At 69.6% G+C, this 16,712-nt stretch carries 17 protein-coding genes; 10 read left to right on the top strand and 7 right to left on the bottom strand.

Features of this window, described 5'->3' with window-relative positions; all coding sequences use genetic code 11:
* Window positions 1–90 precede the first annotated feature (90 nt).
* Entirely contained in the window at window positions 91–978 is an 888-nt protein-coding gene (locus ACODTB_RS03275; RefSeq protein WP_291111158.1) for a LysR family transcriptional regulator, read from the top strand.
* A 143-nt stretch (window positions 979–1,121) separates the two neighbouring features.
* On the opposite strand, the gene ACODTB_RS03280 is transcribed toward ACODTB_RS03275, so the two are convergent.
* The 3 genes from ACODTB_RS03280 to ACODTB_RS03290 are packed head-to-tail and all read right to left on the bottom strand — an operon-like array spanning window position 1,122 to window position 4,388.
* A complete protein-coding gene (locus ACODTB_RS03280) occupies window positions 1,122–1,544 on the bottom strand; it encodes a GlcG/HbpS family heme-binding protein (protein ID WP_291111160.1) in 423 nt (140 codons plus the stop codon).
* A gap of 47 nt (window positions 1,545–1,591) precedes the next feature.
* Window positions 1,592–2,578: a Bug family tripartite tricarboxylate transporter substrate binding protein gene (locus tag ACODTB_RS03285; RefSeq protein WP_291111162.1), complete on the bottom strand. Its 987-nt coding sequence runs from the start codon at window positions 2,576–2,578 to the stop codon at window positions 1,592–1,594.
* Between the two features lie 43 nt (window positions 2,579–2,621).
* Window positions 2,622–4,388 carry a thiamine pyrophosphate-binding protein gene (locus tag ACODTB_RS03290; RefSeq protein ID WP_291111164.1) on the bottom strand — a complete coding sequence of 589 codons (1,767 nt, stop codon included), beginning with the start codon at window positions 4,386–4,388 and terminating at the stop codon, window positions 2,622–2,624.
* A gap of 95 nt (window positions 4,389–4,483) precedes the next feature.
* Between ACODTB_RS03290 and ACODTB_RS03295 the strand changes: the two genes are divergently transcribed.
* Window positions 4,484–5,374: an AraC family transcriptional regulator gene (locus tag ACODTB_RS03295; protein WP_291111166.1), complete on the top strand. Its 891-nt coding sequence runs from the start codon at window positions 4,484–4,486 to the stop codon at window positions 5,372–5,374.
* A gap of 15 nt (window positions 5,375–5,389) precedes the next feature.
* Here the strand turns inward: ACODTB_RS03295 and ACODTB_RS03300 are convergent, their stop codons facing one another.
* The 3 genes from ACODTB_RS03300 to ACODTB_RS03310 form a co-directional block, all read right to left on the bottom strand.
* A complete protein-coding gene (locus ACODTB_RS03300) occupies window positions 5,390–6,349 on the bottom strand; it encodes a M14 family metallopeptidase (RefSeq protein ID WP_291111168.1) in 960 nt (319 codons plus the stop codon).
* Between the two features lie 8 nt (window positions 6,350–6,357).
* A complete protein-coding gene (locus tag ACODTB_RS03305) occupies window positions 6,358–7,338 on the bottom strand; it encodes a Bug family tripartite tricarboxylate transporter substrate binding protein (protein ID WP_291111170.1) in 981 nt (326 codons plus the stop codon).
* 89 nt (window positions 7,339–7,427) lie between these two features.
* Window positions 7,428–8,321 carry a LysR family transcriptional regulator gene (locus tag ACODTB_RS03310; RefSeq protein ID WP_291111172.1) on the bottom strand — a complete coding sequence of 298 codons (894 nt, stop codon included), beginning with the start codon at window positions 8,319–8,321 and terminating at the stop codon, window positions 7,428–7,430.
* A 168-nt stretch (window positions 8,322–8,489) separates the two neighbouring features.
* Here ACODTB_RS03310 and ACODTB_RS03315 point away from each other — a divergent pair, with 168 nt between their 5' ends.
* The 3 genes from ACODTB_RS03315 (at window position 8,490) to ACODTB_RS03325 (ending at window position 11,314) form a co-directional block, all read left to right on the top strand.
* Window positions 8,490–9,716, top strand: a complete 1,227-nt coding sequence (locus tag ACODTB_RS03315) for an ABC transporter substrate-binding protein (RefSeq protein WP_291111174.1) — start codon at window positions 8,490–8,492, stop codon at window positions 9,714–9,716.
* Window positions 9,717–9,828: 112 nt separating this feature from the next.
* On the top strand, window positions 9,829–10,617 hold the full coding sequence (locus ACODTB_RS03320; RefSeq protein ID WP_291111176.1) for an ABC transporter ATP-binding protein: 789 nt from the start codon (window positions 9,829–9,831) through the stop codon (window positions 10,615–10,617).
* On the top strand, window positions 10,610–11,314 hold the full coding sequence (locus ACODTB_RS03325) for an ABC transporter ATP-binding protein (protein WP_291111178.1): 705 nt from the start codon (window positions 10,610–10,612) through the stop codon (window positions 11,312–11,314). The genes ACODTB_RS03320 and ACODTB_RS03325 overlap by 8 nt, the downstream gene beginning before the upstream one ends.
* 110 nt (window positions 11,315–11,424) lie before the next feature.
* Here the strand turns inward: ACODTB_RS03325 and ACODTB_RS03330 are convergent, their stop codons facing one another.
* Complete coding sequence (locus ACODTB_RS03330; protein WP_488929099.1) at window positions 11,425–12,264, bottom strand: helix-turn-helix transcriptional regulator; 840 nt, start codon at window positions 12,262–12,264, stop codon at window positions 11,425–11,427.
* A 29-nt stretch (window positions 12,265–12,293) separates the two neighbouring features.
* Between ACODTB_RS03330 and ACODTB_RS03335 the strand changes: the two genes are divergently transcribed.
* The 5 genes from ACODTB_RS03335 to ACODTB_RS03355 are packed head-to-tail and all read left to right on the top strand — an operon-like array spanning window position 12,294 to window position 16,707.
* Window positions 12,294–13,187 (top strand): branched-chain amino acid ABC transporter permease, encoded by an 894-nt coding sequence (locus ACODTB_RS03335; RefSeq protein ID WP_291111181.1) that lies wholly within the window; start codon window positions 12,294–12,296, stop codon window positions 13,185–13,187.
* The gene (locus tag ACODTB_RS03340) at window positions 13,184–14,137 is read left to right on the top strand and encodes a branched-chain amino acid ABC transporter permease (RefSeq protein ID WP_291111183.1); all 954 of its coding nucleotides are present in this window, start codon (window positions 13,184–13,186) and stop codon (window positions 14,135–14,137) included. Before ACODTB_RS03335 ends, ACODTB_RS03340 begins: the two co-directional genes overlap by 4 nt.
* 55 nt (window positions 14,138–14,192) lie before the next feature.
* On the top strand, window positions 14,193–15,023 hold the full coding sequence (locus ACODTB_RS03345; protein WP_291111185.1) for a phosphoenolpyruvate hydrolase family protein: 831 nt from the start codon (window positions 14,193–14,195) through the stop codon (window positions 15,021–15,023).
* Window positions 15,024–15,049: 26 nt separating this feature from the next.
* Window positions 15,050–15,493 (top strand): SRPBCC family protein, encoded by a 444-nt coding sequence (locus tag ACODTB_RS03350; protein ID WP_291111189.1) that lies wholly within the window; start codon window positions 15,050–15,052, stop codon window positions 15,491–15,493.
* Entirely contained in the window at window positions 15,490–16,707 is a 1,218-nt protein-coding gene (locus tag ACODTB_RS03355; protein ID WP_291111193.1) for a Tm-1-like ATP-binding domain-containing protein, read from the top strand. Before ACODTB_RS03350 ends, ACODTB_RS03355 begins: the two co-directional genes overlap by 4 nt.
* Window positions 16,708–16,712: the final 5 nt, after the last annotated feature.

Here is a 16,712-nt window from a genome sequence, read left to right on the forward strand (position 1 = left end):
CGGACTCTAGGGAAACGGGAGGATTCCAATAAGATGGCGTGATTGAGAAAGTGATACGAAAATCACATCCCCCTGGAGACACGCCCGCGCATGAAACTCGATCAGCTGCAGCACCTGATGGCCATCGTCGAACATGGCAGCCTGCGCTCGGCCGCCCGGCGGCTGGACATGCCGCAACCCGCGCTCACGCGCAGCGTGCGCGCGCTGGAGCGGGAGCTGGGCGTGAGCCTGTTCGCGCGGCAGACCACGGGCATGGTGCTGACCGCCGAAGGCGTGCGCTTTCACCGGCGGGCCTGCGTGATCTCCAGCGAGGCGCGCCGCGCGCGCGAAGAGGTGCAGCACCCCGGGCCGGCCTACGAAGGCACGGTGTCGGTGGCGCTGTCCATCATGCCGCACCTGGGCATGCTGCCCGACGCCCTGTCGGTGTTCCGCAAGACCTACCCCAAGGTCAAGCTCAACCTCACTGAGAGCCTGATGCCGGCGGTGGAGGGCGCGCTGCGCGACGGCAGCCTGGACTTCTACCTGGGCGCGGCTCCTTCGCAGAGAACCGCACCCGGCCTGGCCATGCAGCACCTGTGCGACAACACCCGCGTGGTGGTTTGCCGCAAGGGCCATCCGCTGGCGCGCGTGCGCAGCCTCAAGTCATTGGCCGGGGCCGACTGGGCCAGCACCACCATCGACTACAACGCCGAGGAAGACCTGGCGCGGCTGTTCGCCACGCACGGCCAGCCCGCGCCGCGCGTGATGCTGAGCGCGCACTCGGCGCTGTCGGTGCAGGTGGCGCTGGTGCAGACCGACCTGCTGGCCATGCTGCCCCGGCAGTGGATGGACTTCGCGATGACGCGCGACCTGCTGGACGTGATTCCGGTGCGCGAGCGCCTGCCCGCGCCGGCGATCGTGCTGGTGCGACGGCCCGACCTGCCGCTGTCGCCGCCGGCCGAGTTCTTCTGCGACGTGCTGTTGCGCGGCTTGCCGTGAAGTGAACACCCCCTGCGCCGCTGCGCGGCTTCCCCCTCTCTGGCGCCTTCGGCTGGGAGGGGGACGGCATCTCGGGCCGGCGAAGCCGGACCCTGGATGCCCCTGGGTGGTGTTGTCTCAGGCGCGCGGGCCGCGCTCCGGTGTCAGCCGCTGACCAGCCCGGCGGCGGCCACGCCGGCCAGGCAGATCAACTCGTCTTCATCGCCGGTGCCGCCGCTGGCGCCCACCGCGCCGAGCAACTGGCCCTGCGCGTCCTTGATTACCACGGCGCCGGTCTGCGGCAGGAACTTGCCCTCGGCCGTGGCCGAGAGCGAGACGAAGAAGTTCGGGTTGCCCTTGGCGCGCTCGCTCAGCGTGCGGCTGGACACGCCCATGCCGACCGCGCCCCAGGCCTTGGCCCGGGCGATGTCGAAGCGGAACATGCTGGCGCCGTCTTCGCTGACAAAGGCCTTGAGGTGGCCCGAGGCGTCGAGCACGGCGATGGCCATGGGCGGGTAGCCCTTCTCCTTGGAGGTGGCGAGGGCGGCGTCGAGGATCTGCCGGGCTTGATCGAGGGTGAGGCTCATGGTGGGTTGGGGGTTCGGAAAGGGGAAGGGGCGCGATCTTGCCACGCTCAGTCTTCGGGCTTGAAGCCGGTGACCTTGACCACGTTGGCCCAGAAGGCGTGGTTCTCGCGGATGGCCTTGGCCAGGCCTTCGGGCGACACCCGCATGACCTCCAGGCCGTTCTTGTCGATCACGTCTTTCATGGCGGCCGAGGCCAGCGCGTCGTTCACCGCGGTGTTGAGCGCGGCCACCTTGGCCCGCTCCATGCCGGCCGGGCCGTACCAGCCGAGCCAGTCGACGAAGGCCACGTCCTTGTAGCCGAGCTCGGTCAGCGTGGGCGTGTCGGGCAGGGCCTTCCAGCGCGTGGGCGCCGAGACCGCGAGCGCGCGCAGGCTGCCCGCGCGGATGTGCGGCAGCACCTCGCTGACCACGTTGAAGCTGACCGGGATCTGGCCGCCGCGCAGGTCGGTGAGCAGCGGCGCGCCGCCCTTGTAGGGCACGGCCTGCATGTCCACGCCCGACTGCCTGCCCAGCATGGCGCCGGCCAGGTGCAGCGAGGAGCCGGTGGCCGGCACGCCGTAGTTGGCCTGGGCCGGGTTGGCCTTGGCCCACTTGAGGTAGTCGGCCACGCTGCGGATCTCCCCCGGCAGGCCCGGGCCGGCGGTGAACACGGCGGTGTAGGTGCACAGCCCGGCGATGGGCGTGAAGTCGGTCAGCGTGTCGTAGGGCAGCTTCTTGAACACGTGCGGGTGCAGCGTCATGAGCGAGCTCGGGCAGCCGAACAGGGTGTTGCCATCGGGCGCGGCGCGCTTGACGAATTCGGCCGCGATGCGGCCGCCCGCGCCGGGCTTGCTGTCGTAGATGATGGGCTGCGGGTACTTGCCACGCAGCTGGTCGATCAGCGGGCGCGCGACCTGGTCGCCCAGGCCGCCGCCGACCGGAAAGCCCGACCACAGCGTGGCGTTGGCGGCCGGGGCCTGGGCGAAGGCGGGCAGGCCGGTGGTGGCCAGGCCTCCGAGGGCGGCGCTGGCGCGCAGCAGGGTTCTGCGTTGCATGTCTTGTCTCCTGGTTGTTGTGTGAAAAACAGGGCGCCGGCCGTCAGGTCGGGTCGAGCCGGGTGAGCGAGGCGAAGCCGTATTTGTTCATGCCCACGAACGCGCCCACCGCCGGGTGTGGCACGAAACGGGTGCGGCAGTCGAGCACGGCGGGCAGGCCGGAGGCGATCGCGCGCTGCAGGGCCGGCGCCACCTCGGCGGCGCGCGTGACCACCTCGCCGTGGCAGCCGAAGCCGCGCGCGATGGCCGCGTAGTCGGTGTCCTCCAGCGCGGTCGCCATCTCGAAGCCGAGCCCGGCTTTCTGGCCCATGCGGATCACGCCCCAGGCCGCGTTGTTGTGCACCACCGTGATCACCGGCAGGCGGTAGCGGCGCGCGGTGTCGAGTTCGTTGAGCGTGAAGCCGAAGGCGCCGTCGCCGGTGATGTTGAACACCGGGCGGCCGGGGAACTGCGTCTGGAGCGCGATCGCGGCCGGCAGACCGTAGCCCAGGTGGGACATGCCGGGTTCGTGAAAGCGCGTGCGCACCTCGTGCACGGGCGTGAGGTCGTTGCTCCAGAAGGTGGTGTGGCCACCGTCGTAGATCGCGAGCGCGTCGGCCGGCAGGGCATCGCCCAGGGCCTTGGCCAGGGCGGCAGGGTGCATCACCTCGTCGGCCTCGGCCGCCATCTGCGCGAGCTGGTCTTCGTGCCCCGCGCGCACCGCGCGCAGCTCGGCGAGCCAGGCGCCGTCGGCCGGCGCGGCGCTGTCGCCCAGGGCCGCGAGCAGGTCGCGCAGCGCCTCGCCCGCGTCGGCCTGCATGGCCACCTCGTGCAGCGCGGCCTGGCCGAGCGAGGACGGGTCGATGTTGATGTTGATGAGCCGGTGGTGGCGCCGCGCGAGCGCGCCGCGCGCGTCCCACATCCACGACGACCAGCGGCAGCCCACGCTGAGGATCACGTCCGCGCGCTCGAAGGCGTGTTTCACCGAATCGCCCGCGATGATGCCGCCGTGGCCGATGAAGTGCGGGCTGTCCGAGGGCACCACGCCCAGCGCCATCTGCGTGGGCACCACCGGCGCGTTCAGGCGCTGGGCCAGCGCGCGCAGCGCGGGGGCGGCCCCGGCGGCCACCACGCCGCCGCCGCCCACGATGAGCGGGCGTTGCGCGCCGCGCAGCAGTTGCACCGCGGCCTCCACCAAGGCCTGGGCCGGGCGCGGCCCGAGCGTGGCGCGGTAGCGCCGGGGCGGCAGGTCGAACTCGTCGGCCGCGAAGGCGTGCACCTCGCCCAGCACGTCCTGTGGAATGTCCAGGTGCACCGGGCCGGGTCGCCCGCCCAGGGCTTCGCGAAAGGCGCGCCGCGCGAGCTCGGGCATGCGGCGCGCGTCGTGCACGACGGCGTTCCATTTGGTCAGGGGGCGGGTCACCGCCACCGTGTCCAGGTCCATGAACACACCGGCGTGCGGATACGAAGCGGCGCGGTGCTGGTTGGTGGTGATGGCCAGCAGCGGCAGTTGGTTGTTGAAGGCCACGCCCAGGCCGGCGGCCAGGTTCAGGCCGCCCGGGCCCAGCTCGCCCACGGCCACCGCGAGCCGGCCGGTGCCCGCGTGCACGGCGGCGGCCATCATCGGCCCGGCGGCCTCGTGGCGCACGCCGATGAAGCGGATGCGCGGCTCGCGGCTGAGCGCGTGGAACAGCGGCGAGAGCTTGCCGCCCACGATGCCGAACACCGTGTCCACGCCTTCGGCGAGCAGCACGTGCACCAGCGCCTGCGCGCCGGTGAGGCTCAGGGGTGGGGCGGTGGTGGGCACATCGGGATGGGGGTTGCGTGTCATGGAGGCGGATGATGCGCGAGCCGCGCCGCCGAAGCGATGGACGTTTCGGCCCGATTCAGGTACTTTTCCGGCATCGCCTGCCACCCGCCTCTGCCATGACCGCCTCCCCCTTGCTGCTCGTTCCCTTCAGGGAAGTCCGCCACGACCAGCCCGACGACTGCCTGCATTACGAGTCCGTGGCGGTGCGCGGCGCCGAAATGGACTGGACGATTCCGGCGCACCGGCACGAGGGTTTGCACCAGTTCCAGTTCCTCGCGCACGGCAGCGTGCGCGGCACCATCGACGGCCAGGACTTCGAGGCCCAGGCCCCGGTGATGCTGCTGCTCGCGCCGGGTTCGGTGCACGGTTTCACCTACACGCCTGACGCCGTGGGCCATCAGGTCACGCTGCCCACCACCACGCTGCGGCAACTGCTGGGCGGCTCGAACCTGGTGGACGACGGGCTGGGCACCTCCTGTGTGCTGCCGCGGCTGCAGGATGGGGACGAGGCTGAATGCGCCAAGCTTTTCGCGCAGGTCGCGCGCGAGTTCCGCGCCCAGCACCCGGGCCGCGTGCATGCGCTGCTGGCCAGCGCCACCCTGCTCGCGGTGCAGACCCTGCGCCGCCGTGGTGAGCACTTCAAGCGCGAGCGCGGGCAGGGCGAGCGCGATGCGCTGGTCAAGCGTTATCTCGCGCTGGTCGAGCAGCACTACCGCGAGCACGAGCCGCTGAGCTTCTACGCGCAGGCCCTGGGCGTCACGCCCGACCACCTCAGCCGCACCTGCCGCCACGTGGCGCGCCAGTCGGCGCTGCAGATCCTGCACGAGCGGCTGATGCTGGAGGCGCGCCGCCTGCTGGCCTACTCGTCGCTGCCGGTGGCGCAGGTGGCGCAGCAACTGGGCTACGACGACGCGGCCTACTTCAGCAAGTCCTTCGGCCGCGCGGTGGGCAACACGCCCTCGGACTACCGCGCGCTGGTGGCCAGTGGGGTGCGCGGCGCGGCCTGAGAACGCCGGGGCGCTTCAGACCAGCGCTTCGCGGCGCGCGAACCGCACCACCGTCACACCCCGGCGGGCCTGCCGTGTCGAGGGCATCACGAGCACGCAGTCGTCGTGCGGCGTCACCACCGGCTCGCCGTCGTTGTCCCCGATCACGGTGCCCGCGTGGGCAATCGTCTCCAGACCCTGGAAGCGCTCGGTGAAGAAGAAACGGGGGCTTCTCGCCACCACGGCCCCGGTCACGTGCAGCGCCCACTGCCGGGGGGCATCGGGCTGCCTCCACCCGGGCATCCATCGGAGCGCGCCCGCATCCGTGACCGTGCCGGCCTGAAGCAGGAAGCGCGCGCACTGATCGCGGGCGACGTCCAGGCTGGTCGGGTCGCCGTGGTAGCCACACTCGATGAGCAGGGAGCGCGTGTCGGGCGCGTCCTCGTCCGGCAGGCCGAACTGGCCATAGTCCCGCATGCGCACCCCGTCCTGATGACCCGTGTCCACGACCACGTGGGCTGGCGCGCCCAGCTGGCGCGCCAGCGCCAGGTTGCGCCCGTGCAACCCGACCAGCGAGAGCGGTTGTCCCGGCTCGTGCATGGAATGCAGGTCCAGCAGCCACTGCGCGCGCTGCACGAACGGCTCCAGGGCGGCAGCGCGTTGGCGTTCGCGGGTGTCGGCATCGCGCAGGCGCTCTGGCGTCCATTGCCGGTTCATGTCTTCGTCGATGAACCGGGAGGCATCGCTGTTGCCCGGGTCGAAGCGGTCGAAGGCCTCCAGGTTGCAGAACGCCAGCGTGAGCGAACCTGCCTCGGGCCGCAGGCCGGCTTCCAGGAGGTCCTTCACCGCCCAGGCACCACACAGCTCGTTGCCATGCACCAGCGCGCTCAGCATGACGTGGCGGCCGGCCACGCCGGCGTCGAAGTGCCACACGCCTTCGACACCCGTGTTGCCGGCGCGCCAGCGGCCGAGATCGGGAGCGCTGAGGGAGAACATGGGGCGGCTCATTCCTTGATGTTCGCGAAGTCGACGATCTTCTGGTACTTCGCCGACTCTGCGGCGAGAAACCCGTTCATCTCGACGTTGAGCGGCGCCACGGTCGACCCGCTGTCCTCCAGCTTCTTGCGGAACTCCGGTGTCTGCAGCGATTCGGCGAGCGCCTTGCGCAGGCGCGCGGTGATCGCCTCGGGCAGATTGGGCGGTGCCATCAGCGCGAACCAGACGCTGATGTCCATCTGGCTGAGTGAGGGGTGGTCGGCCAGCGGCGCGATGTCGGGGGCGACGGCCGAGCGCTTCTTCTCGGTGACGCCCAGCGCCACCACCTTGCCACCCCGGATGTGGGGCAGGCCGCTGGAGAGCACGTACACGCCGAAGTCGACCGTGCCGGCGTACAGGTCGGTCGTCAGCGGCCCGACGCCGCGATAGGGGATGTGCGACATGAACAGGCCCGCCTGCTGCTTGGCCATTTCGGCCGACAGGTGCAGCGCGGTGCCGACCCCGGAGCTGCCGTAGATGTATTTGCCGGGCCTGGACTTGACCGTCTTGATGAACTGATCGGCTGTCTTGATGCCGCTCTGGGTGGAGGCCACCAGCACCATGGGCTGGGACGCCACCAGCCCGATGGGGGTGAAATCCTTGTAGCTGTATTTCACCGACGGCGAGATCAGCCGGTTGATCGCGATCTCGTTGTTGGCCCCCAGGAGCAAGGTGTAGCCGTCCGGCGCCGCCCGCGAGACCTTGTGCGCGCCGATGGCACCGCCCGCGCCGCCCACGTTTTCCACGATGACGGTGGCGCCGAGCTTTTTCGCCAGCTGGTCGGCCACGGCCCGGCCGGTGAGGTCGGTGCTGCCGCCGGGTGGGTAGGCCACCACGACCGTGATCGGACGTTCTGGATAGACGTCGGTCTGGGCCAGCGCGGCAGGCGCCAGGCCCACGGACAGCACCATCGGCAGGGCGGTGGCAAGGACGCGGTGAAAGTTTCTCATGTGGGTCTCCTCTTTGAACAACCGCGATTCTTGGTGTCGGGTGCTTTCGCCAAGGTGCTGAAACGGCACCTTGCGGTGCCTTTTCGACATCAGCCCACGCAGGAGACTTCCCAGAGCCTTTCCGCCAGCGATGACAGGCGCCGTTTGGTGCGGACCATCCGGATCTCGAAGACGACTTCCAGCGCCTTGCCGGCCAGCGGGGTGATCTTTCCGGCTTTGTGCGCCCCCACCGCCAGCGACCAGGGCAGCCATGCCACCCCCAGCCCTTTGAGCACGTACTCCAGCAGCGCATCGGCAGAGTCGCATTGCAAGATGGGCGTGAGCCGGGGCGCCTGGGCATGGTTGGCGAGGTGGTCGGAGACCAGCTGCCCCAGCGCCAGCGTGTTCGCGTAGGCCAGATAGGGCACGGGTTTGCTGGGCGAGAAGGGGTAGAGCGGCTTTCCGCCGGCGCTGGCGCGCGACACCGGCACCAGCCGGTCGTGCGCCATGGTGTGCTGCAGGTAGCGCGAAGGTTGCAGGCGCACGCTGATGGCGGGGTGGTAGTAGGTCAGCAGGAAGTCGGCGTCGCCCCGCTCGAAGCGCTGCAGCGACTCACCCATCGACCCGGTGCGCACATGGACCAGCGCGCCGGCCGTGTGGGCCCTGATGCGCCACAGCCAGTCGGCGGCCAGCGTCCGGGCCAGGGTGCGGCCGGTGGCCAGCGTGAGAACGTTTTGCCCGGGGACAGCGTGGTCCTGGATCTCGCTGCGCGCGGACGCCAGCGCTTCCACCGCCTGGCGCGCGTGCTGAAGCAGGGTTTCTCCGGCGGGGGTGAAGCTCACCGGCGCGCCCTCCCGCGAGACCAGCTCCGCGCCGGCCCATTGCTCCAGGCTGCGGATCCGCCGGCCGAACGCGGGGTGGGTGACGTGGCGCCGAGCCGCGGCCCGCACGAAGCTCCGGGTCTCGGCCAGGGCAATCAGGTCTTCCAGCCATTTGATCTGCATGGGGGTCCTTTGTCGGAGTGAAGGGGCACATGATGCGTCGAAGTGGTCGTGTGGGTTTTGAGTAGATGTCTGTGCCTTCAAACCATGGTTGCGGGGCCCCCCGTCTCCTAGGATGGCGCCACTCGAACTCCCGGTTCGGGGCCATCACCAAAACAGGAGACAAGCAGCATGGATCTGAAACTGTGGGCCGCCGCGTCCGTTGTCGCCGCCGCCAGCGTGGGCGTGGCCCAGGCTCAAACCGCCCAGCAGGGCAAACTGTCGAACGACGTGCTGCGCATCGGCGTGTTGACCGACATCTCCGGCGTCTACGCCGACATCTCGGGCAAGGGCGCGGTCGAGGCCGTGAAGATGGCCGTGGAGGACTTCGGCGGCAAGATGTTCGGCAAGCCGATCGAGGTGGTTTTTGCCGATCACCAGAACAAGGCCGACGTGGGCGCCGCGAAGGCGCGCGAGTGGTACGACTCGGGCAACGTGGACATGATCAACGACCTCGCCAACTCCGGCGTGGCGCTGGCCGTGGCCGGTGTGGCGAAAGAGAAAAAGCGCCACGCCATCGTGAACAACGCGTCCAACGTGGGCGTGACCAACGCGCAGTGCTCGCCCTACGCGGTGCACTACACCTACGACGCGTACTCGCTGGCCAACGGCACGGGCAAGGCCATCGTGGAAGGCGGCGGCGACACCTGGTTCTTCCTGACGGTGGACTTCGCCTTCGGCATCGGCCTGGAACAGCAGGTGGGGGATGTGGTGCGCAACGCCAAGGGCCGCGTGGTGGGTGCCGCGCGCCACCCGCTGGGCACGACGGACTTCTCGTCCTACGTGCTGCAGGCGCAGGCCTCCAAGGCCAAGATCATCGGCCTGGCCTCCACCGGCAACGACACCATCAACGCGATCAAGGCGGCCAACGAGTTCGGCCTGACCAAGAACCAGAAGCTCGCCGCGCTGCTGCTGTGGATCCAGGACGTGCACGCCCTGGGCCTGCCCGTCGCGCAGGGCCTGCAGCTCACCAACGCCTGGTACTGGGACATGAACGACGAGACGCGCGCCTTCGCCAAGCGCTACCAGCAGCGCGTGGGCGGCCAGATGCCGAACATGGCGCACGCGGGCGACTACTCGTCCACCCTGCACTACCTCAAGGCCGTGCAGGCCGCCGGTTCGGACGACCCGGACGCCGTCTCGGCCAAGATGCGCGAGCTCCCGATCAACGACATGTTCGCCAAGGGCGGCAAGATCCGCGAAGACGGCCGCATGGTGCACGACATGTACCTGTGGCAGGTGAAGACACCGGCCGAGTCCAAGTACGCGTGGGACTACCTCAAGCTGGTGAAAACCATTCCCGGCGAGCAGGCCTTCATGCCGCTGGCGCAGAGCACCTGCTACCTTGTCAAGAAATAAAACGCCCCCCGTTGCTTGCTCACTGCGTGTAGCCGCATACCCCCCACTGGGGGGCGGGCCGGCCGCTTCGGAGCGGCCGTGCGCAGCGGCCCCTTGATTGCCTCTCTCCACCATGTCTTCTATCCTCGAAACGCAGGGCCTCTCGCGCAGTTTCAACGGGTTTCACGCCGTCTCGAACGTGAACCTGTCGGTGCGCGAAGGGAGCATCCACGCCCTCATCGGCCCCAACGGCGCGGGCAAGACGACCTGCTTCAACCTGCTCACCCGCTTCATCGACGCGAGCGCCGGCCGCATCCGCTACCAGGGCCAGGACATCACGCGCACCCCGGCCGATGCGGTGGCGCGCCTGGGGCTGGTGCGCTCGTTCCAGATCTCGGCGGTGTTCGGCCAGCTCAGCGTGTTCGAGAACGTGCGCCTGGCGGTGCAGCGCCGCCGAGGCCATTCGCTGGACTGGTGGCGCAGCGACCGCGCGCTGGCCCAGTACGACAACCGCACCCGCGAGCTGCTGGACGAGGCCGGCCTCTCGGCCTGGGCCGAGCACAGTGCCGGTGAACTGCCCTACGGCCGCAAGCGCGCGCTGGAGCTGGCGACCACGCTGGCGCTGGAGCCGCGCGTGCTGCTGCTCGACGAGCCCATGGCCGGCATGGGCGCCGAAGACATCGCCCACGCCGCCGCACTGATCCGCCAGGCCGCGCACGGGCGCACCGTGCTCATGGTGGAACACAACCTCTCGGTGGTGGCCGACCTGTGCGACCGCATCACCGTGCTGGCGCGCGGCGAAGTGCTGGCCGAGGGCGACTACGCCAGCGTCTCGCGCGACCCGCGCGTGGTCGAGGCCTACCTCGGCCATGGCCATGGCGGCCAGCGCAAGCACCACAAGGCGGAGGCCCCGCATGGCTGAACCGCTGCTGACCCTGCGCGACGTGATGGCCTGGTACGGACCGAGCCAGGCCCTGCATGGCGCGAGCCTGGAAGTGCACGAAGGCGAACTCGTGACGCTGCTGGGCCGCAATGGCGCCGGCAAGTCCACCCTGCTCAAGACGGTGATGGGCATGATGGGCCGGCGCCAGGGCTCGATCCGCTTCAAGGGCCAGGAACTCATCGGGATGGCGCCGCACCACATCGGCCGCCTGGGGCTGGCCTTCTGCCCGGACGACCGGGGTATCTATGCCTCGCTCACCGTGCGCGAGAACCTGCGCCTGCCACCGGTGGTGGCCGAGGGCGGCATGAGCGAGCAGGCGCTTTACGAGCTGTTCCCCAACCTCGCGCAGCGCGCCGGCTCGGCCGGCACCCACCTCTCGGGCGGCGAGCAGCAGATGCTGGCGATCGCGCGCATTCTGCGCACCGGCGCGCGCGTGCTGCTGCTGGACGAGCCCACCGAGGGCCTGGCCCCGGTGATCGTGGATCGCATCGGCGAACTCATCCGCCAGCTCAAGGGCCGGGGTTACACCATCGTGCTGGTGGAGCAGAACGTGCACTTCGCGGCCGAGCTGGCCGACCGGCACTGCCTGATGGAATCGGGCCGCATCACCGACACCTTCGACGCGGCCACGCTGCTGCGCGATTTCGACGCGATCACGGCGCGGATCGGGGTATGAAACACCCCCGCCGCGCTTCGCGCGACCCCCTCAAGGGGGCAATACCTGCGGCCTGGCAAAGCCAGTTCCGCGGTATTTCTGGTCCCGGTCATTTCGCGCCGGAAGCGTTCTTACTTCCTGCTTCTGTAGTCGGAAGGTCGAAAGCCTGTGAGCCGCTTGAAGGTGTTGGAGAACGCGAACGGGTTCACGTAGCCCACGCCGCGCGCGATGGCCTCGATCTTGTCGTCGCTGGTGGCCAGCAGGTGGGCCGCGTGCGCGATGCGCAGCGTGGCGAGCTGGCGGCCGGGGCTGCGGCCCAGGTTCTTCTGGCACAGGCGGCGCAGGTGCTCCTCGCTGGTATTGGCCAGGCTGGCCAGGTCGGCCAGGGTCCAGTCGCGCGCCAGGTCGGCCTTCACCGCGTTCCACACCGGCACCAGGCGCGGCTCGCGCTGCAGCGGTTCGAGCAGGCGCGCCACGTAGCGCTCGATCACGTCCACCCACACCACGCAGGTGCCGGGGTCGGCCGCGCCCTGCATCTCGCCGTGCAGGCCGAGGATGGCGTGCTCCAGCACCTGGCCGTCGAACGGGCTCATGGTCGGGGCCATGGCGCCGTCCACCGAGCGCACCGAGTCGGGCATGAAGCGCACCCAGGCCAGGCGCCAGCGCTGGCCCGGCACGCAATGGAAGGCGTGCAGCACGTGCGCAGGCGCGAAGCTCACGCTGCCGGGCTTGTGCGGGTACCAGCGGCCGTCGAGCAGGGTCTGGCCCTCGCCGCTCAGGCAGACCTGCATGAAGGCCCCGCTCAGGTGCGTTCGCACCACCGTGTAGGGCGCGGCCGCGTCCACCACCGCCACGTGGGCGATGTGGCGCGCGGCCAGGGCATCGCATTGTTCGGCTCTCACCACCGTCTGCACGGTGGCATCGCCCAGCACATGGGTTTCTGTGGAGATATCGGGATGTTTCATCGACATGGCGTTGGCATCATAGACAGGGAGGCGTCATGACGGAGGTGTTCGGCTTGCCGCTGCCGGTGCTCGCGGGCCAGGTCATGCTGGGGCTGGTCAACGGCTGCTTCTACGCCGTGCTCAGCCTGGGCCTGGCGGTGATCTTCGGCCTGCTGCGCATCGTCAACTTCGCGCACGGGGCCTTCTTCATGGCCGGCGCCTTCGGCGCCTGGATGCTGCAGCGCTACGCCGGCCTGGGCTACTGGGCCGCGCTGCTGCTGGTGCCGCTGGTCGTGGGTGGCCTGGGCGGCGCGTTCGAGCGCGGCCTGCTGCGCCGCCTCTACGGTCTGGACCCGATCTACGGCCTGCTGCTCACCTTCGGCCTGGTGCTGGTGCTCGAAGGCGGCTTTCGCGTGGCCTTCGGCACCTCGGGCCAGCCCTACCCGGTGCCGGCCAACCTGCAGGGCGTGTTCAACCTGGGCTTCATGGTGCTGCCGATCTACCGCGCTTGGGTGATCTTCGCGGCGCTCGCCGCCTGCCTGCTCACCTGGTGGCTGATCGAGCGCACCCCGCTCGGCGCGCGCTTGCGAGCGGCGACCGAGAAGCCGCTGCTCACGCAGTCGTTCGGGGTCGATGTGCCGCGCCTGCTCACGCTGACCTATGCCGGTGGCATCGCGCTGGCCGCCTTCACCGGCGTGCTGGCCGCGCCCATCCTGCACGTGAACTCGGGCATGGGTTCCAACCTGGTGATCATCGTCTTCGCCATCGTCGTCATCGGCGGCATGGGCTCGGTGTTCGGCTCCATCGTCACCGCGCTGGGCATCGGCGTGATCGAGGGGCTCACCAAGGTCTTCTATTCGGAGGCATCGACCACCGTGATCTTCGTCGTCATGGCGCTGGTGCTGCTGTTCCGGCCGCGCGGTCTGTTCGGCAAGGAGGGGGCCGTATGAACAAGATACTCGCTCCCTGGCAGAAAGCCTTCATCGCCGTCCTGATGGTGCTGCTGCTCGCAGTGCCCTGGATCCCGCAGGTGGTCTACCCGGTGTTCGTGATGAAGCTGCTGTGCATGGCGCTGTTCGCCTGCGCCTACAGCCTGCTGCTCGGCTTCGGCGGCATGATGTCCTTCGGCCATGCGGCCTTTTTCGGCAGCGCGGCCTACATCACCGGCCTGGTGGTGAAGGTCTGGGGCCTGCCGCCCGAGCTGGGCCTGCTGGGCGGCACGCTGTTCGCGGCGCTGCTGGGCGCGGTGTTCGGCGCGCTGGCCATCCACCGCCAGGGCATCTACCTGGCCATGGTCACGCTGGCGCTGGCACAGATGGTGTATTTCATCTTCCTGCAGCTGCCCTTCACCGGCGCGGAAGACGGCCTGCAGCAGATCCCGCGCGGCACGCTGCTCGGCTTCATCGACCTTCGCAACGACACCGCGATGTACCACCTGGTGCTGCTGCTCACCGTGGCCGGCCTGTGGCTCATCCACCGCGTGGTGCGCTCGCCCTTCGGCCACGTGGTGGTGGCCATCCGCGAGCACGAGCCGCGCGCCCGCTCGCTCGGCTACCCGGTGGAGCGCTACAAGCTCACGCTGTTCGTGCTTTCGGCCGCGCTTTCCGGCCTGGCCGGCTCCATGAAGGCCCTGGTGTTCCAGCTCGCCGCGCTGTCCGATGTGCACTGGCACCTCTCGGGCGACGTGGTGCTGATGGCTCTGCTGGGCGGCATGCACACCGTGTTCGGCCCGGCCATCGGTGCCACGCTGGTGGTGGGTCTGCAGTACTACCTCGATGCCTTCGGCGGCTGGGTGACCCTGGTCACCGGCCTGATCTTCATGGTGTGCGTGCTCTCGTTCCGCAGCGGCATCGCCGGGGCGATCGACGCGCTCAGAACCCGCTCTCGCCCCGGGCCCTGAGCCCGCGGCCCCCTTCATGTTTCCGTTTTCCGCTTCCCGTTTCAAGGAGATTCTCATGCCGCGTTTCGAACGCCAAGCCCTGATGGCGAAATTCCAGGACATGGTGCACCAGCGCCAGCCCATCATCGGCGGGGGCGCCGGCACCGGCATCTCCGCCAAGTGCGAAGAGGCCGCCGGTATCGACCTGATTGTGATCTACAACTCGGGCCGCTACCGCATGGCCGGGCGCGCCTCCTCGGCCGGCCTGCTGGCCTACGGCAACGCGAACGACATCGTGCTGGAGATGGCCGGCGAGGTGTTGCCGGTGGCGAAGAAGACGCCGGTGATCGCGGGCGTGAACGGCACCGACCCCTTCATCGTCATGCCGGTGTTCCTGAAGAAACTCAAGGAACTCGGGTTTTCCGGCGTGCAGAACTTCCCGACCGTGGGCATCATCGACGGCAACTTTCGCCAGAGCCTCGAGGAGACCGGCATCAACTACGCGACCGAGGTCGAGATGATCGGCCAGGCCCACGCCATCGACCTGCTGACCACGCCCTACGTTTTTTCTGCCGAGGAAGCGGTGGCCATGACCGAGGCCGGCGCCGACTTCATCGTGCCCCACATGGGCGTGACCACCGGTGGCACCATCGGCGCCACCACGGCCAAGTCGCTCGACGAATCGGTGAAACTCATCGACGAGTGGGGCGAGGCGGCGCGCCAGGTGCGCAAGGACGTGATCGTGATCGCGCACGGCGGCCCGATCTCCAGCCCCGAGGACGTGGCCCACGTGCTCAAGCACAGCCGGCACTGCAATGGCTTCTACGGTGCCAGCAGCATGGAGCGGCTGCCGACGGAGATCGCGATCAAGTCGCACGTGGAGCGTTACAAGAACGTGACTTTCTGAACCCCAACGAGAACAGGAGACAAGACATGGCCAGGGTCTACGTGAGCGCGGTGATGGACGCGACACTCGATGAAGCATGGGCCTACCTGCGCGACTTCGGCGCGCTCGGCAACTACCACCCGTACTTCGAGAACTCCTACATCGAGGACGGCAAGCCGGCCGACCAGGTCGGCTGCGTGCGCCACTTCACCGTGCGCGACGGCGGCGGCTTCCTGCGCGAACAGCTGCTCGCGCTGTCCGACGACACGCACCGCTGCCGCTACAAGATCCTGCACATCGATGCCGACTGGACCAACTACGTGGCCGAGATGCACCTGCTGCCCATCACCGAAGGCAACCGCTGCTTCGGCGAGTGGTGGGCCGAGTGGGACGTGCCGGCCGACCAGGAGGCCGAGGCGGTGGAGCGCGTGAAGGGCACTTTTCGCACCTTCTTCGAGTGCGTCAACGCGCACCACGGCAAGGCCCGATGACCACCGCGCCAGCCGCCGCCTGGGTGGTGGGCACCTTCGATACCAAGGCCGCCGAGCTGGACTACCTCGCCGGCCTGCTGCGCGCGACCGGCGTGCGCGTGCTGACGGTGGACATCGGCACGCGCAGCGCCAGCGGCGTGGCCGACATCGATGCATCCGCCGTGGCGCGGCACCACCCCAAGGGCGCGGCCGCCGTGTTCGAGCCCTCCGACCGGGGCGAGGCCGTGATTGCGATGAGCGAGGCGCTGAGTGCGCTGGTGCGCGAGCGCCTGGGCGCAGGCGGGATCCAGGCCATGCTGGGCGTGGGCGGCTCGGGCGGCAGCTCGATGATCGCGCCGGCCATGCGCCTGCTGCCCATTGGCATGCCGAAGCTGCTGGTCTCCACCATGGCGGCCGGCGATGTCTCGGCCTACGTGGGCGTGGTGGACCTCACCCTGATGTACCCGGTGACCGACATCGCCGGCCTCAACCGGCTTTCGCGCACCATCCTGGCCAACGCGGCGCACGCGCTGGCGGGCATGCTGCAACACCCCGCGCCGGCGGACCACGGGGCCGACAAGCCTTCCATCGGCCTGACCATGTTCGGCGTCACCACGCCTTGCGTGCAGGCCGTGCGCGGGCTGCTGGCGGCCGACTTCGACACCCAGGTGTTCCACGCGAACGGCGCGGGCGGGCGCACGCTGGAGGCCCTGGCCGCCGCCGGCATGCTGCGCGCCGTGGTCGACATCACCACCACCGAGGTCGGCCAGCATCTGGCCGGTGGCGTGTGCGATGCCGGGCCGAACCGGCTAGACGCCGCCGCGCGCCATGGCCTGCCCTGGGTGGGCTCGGTGGGCGCGCTGGACATGATCAACTGGGGCGCACCGCCCACCATTCCCGAACGGCACCAGGGCCGCACCTTCCACGTGCACAACGCCGAGGTGACGCTGATGCGCAGCAACGCCCGGGAGCTGGAGGCGGCGGCGCGGCGCATCGCCGGGCAGCTCAACCGCGCCCGGGGCCCGGTGCGCCTGCTGCTGCCGCTGGGTGGTTTGTCCATGATCGACGCGCCCGGCCTGGCTTTCCACGCGCCCGAGGCCAATGCGGTGCTGTTCGACACGCTGGAGCGCCTGTTCGAGGCGAGCGACACGCACCGGCTGCTGAAGCTGCCGCAGCACATCAACGACCCGGCCTTCGCGGCGGCCGTGGCCGAACAGGTGAGGGCGGTGGTGTAAGGTGG

The sequence above is a fragment of the Hydrogenophaga sp. FG152 genome (assembly GCF_057809615.1).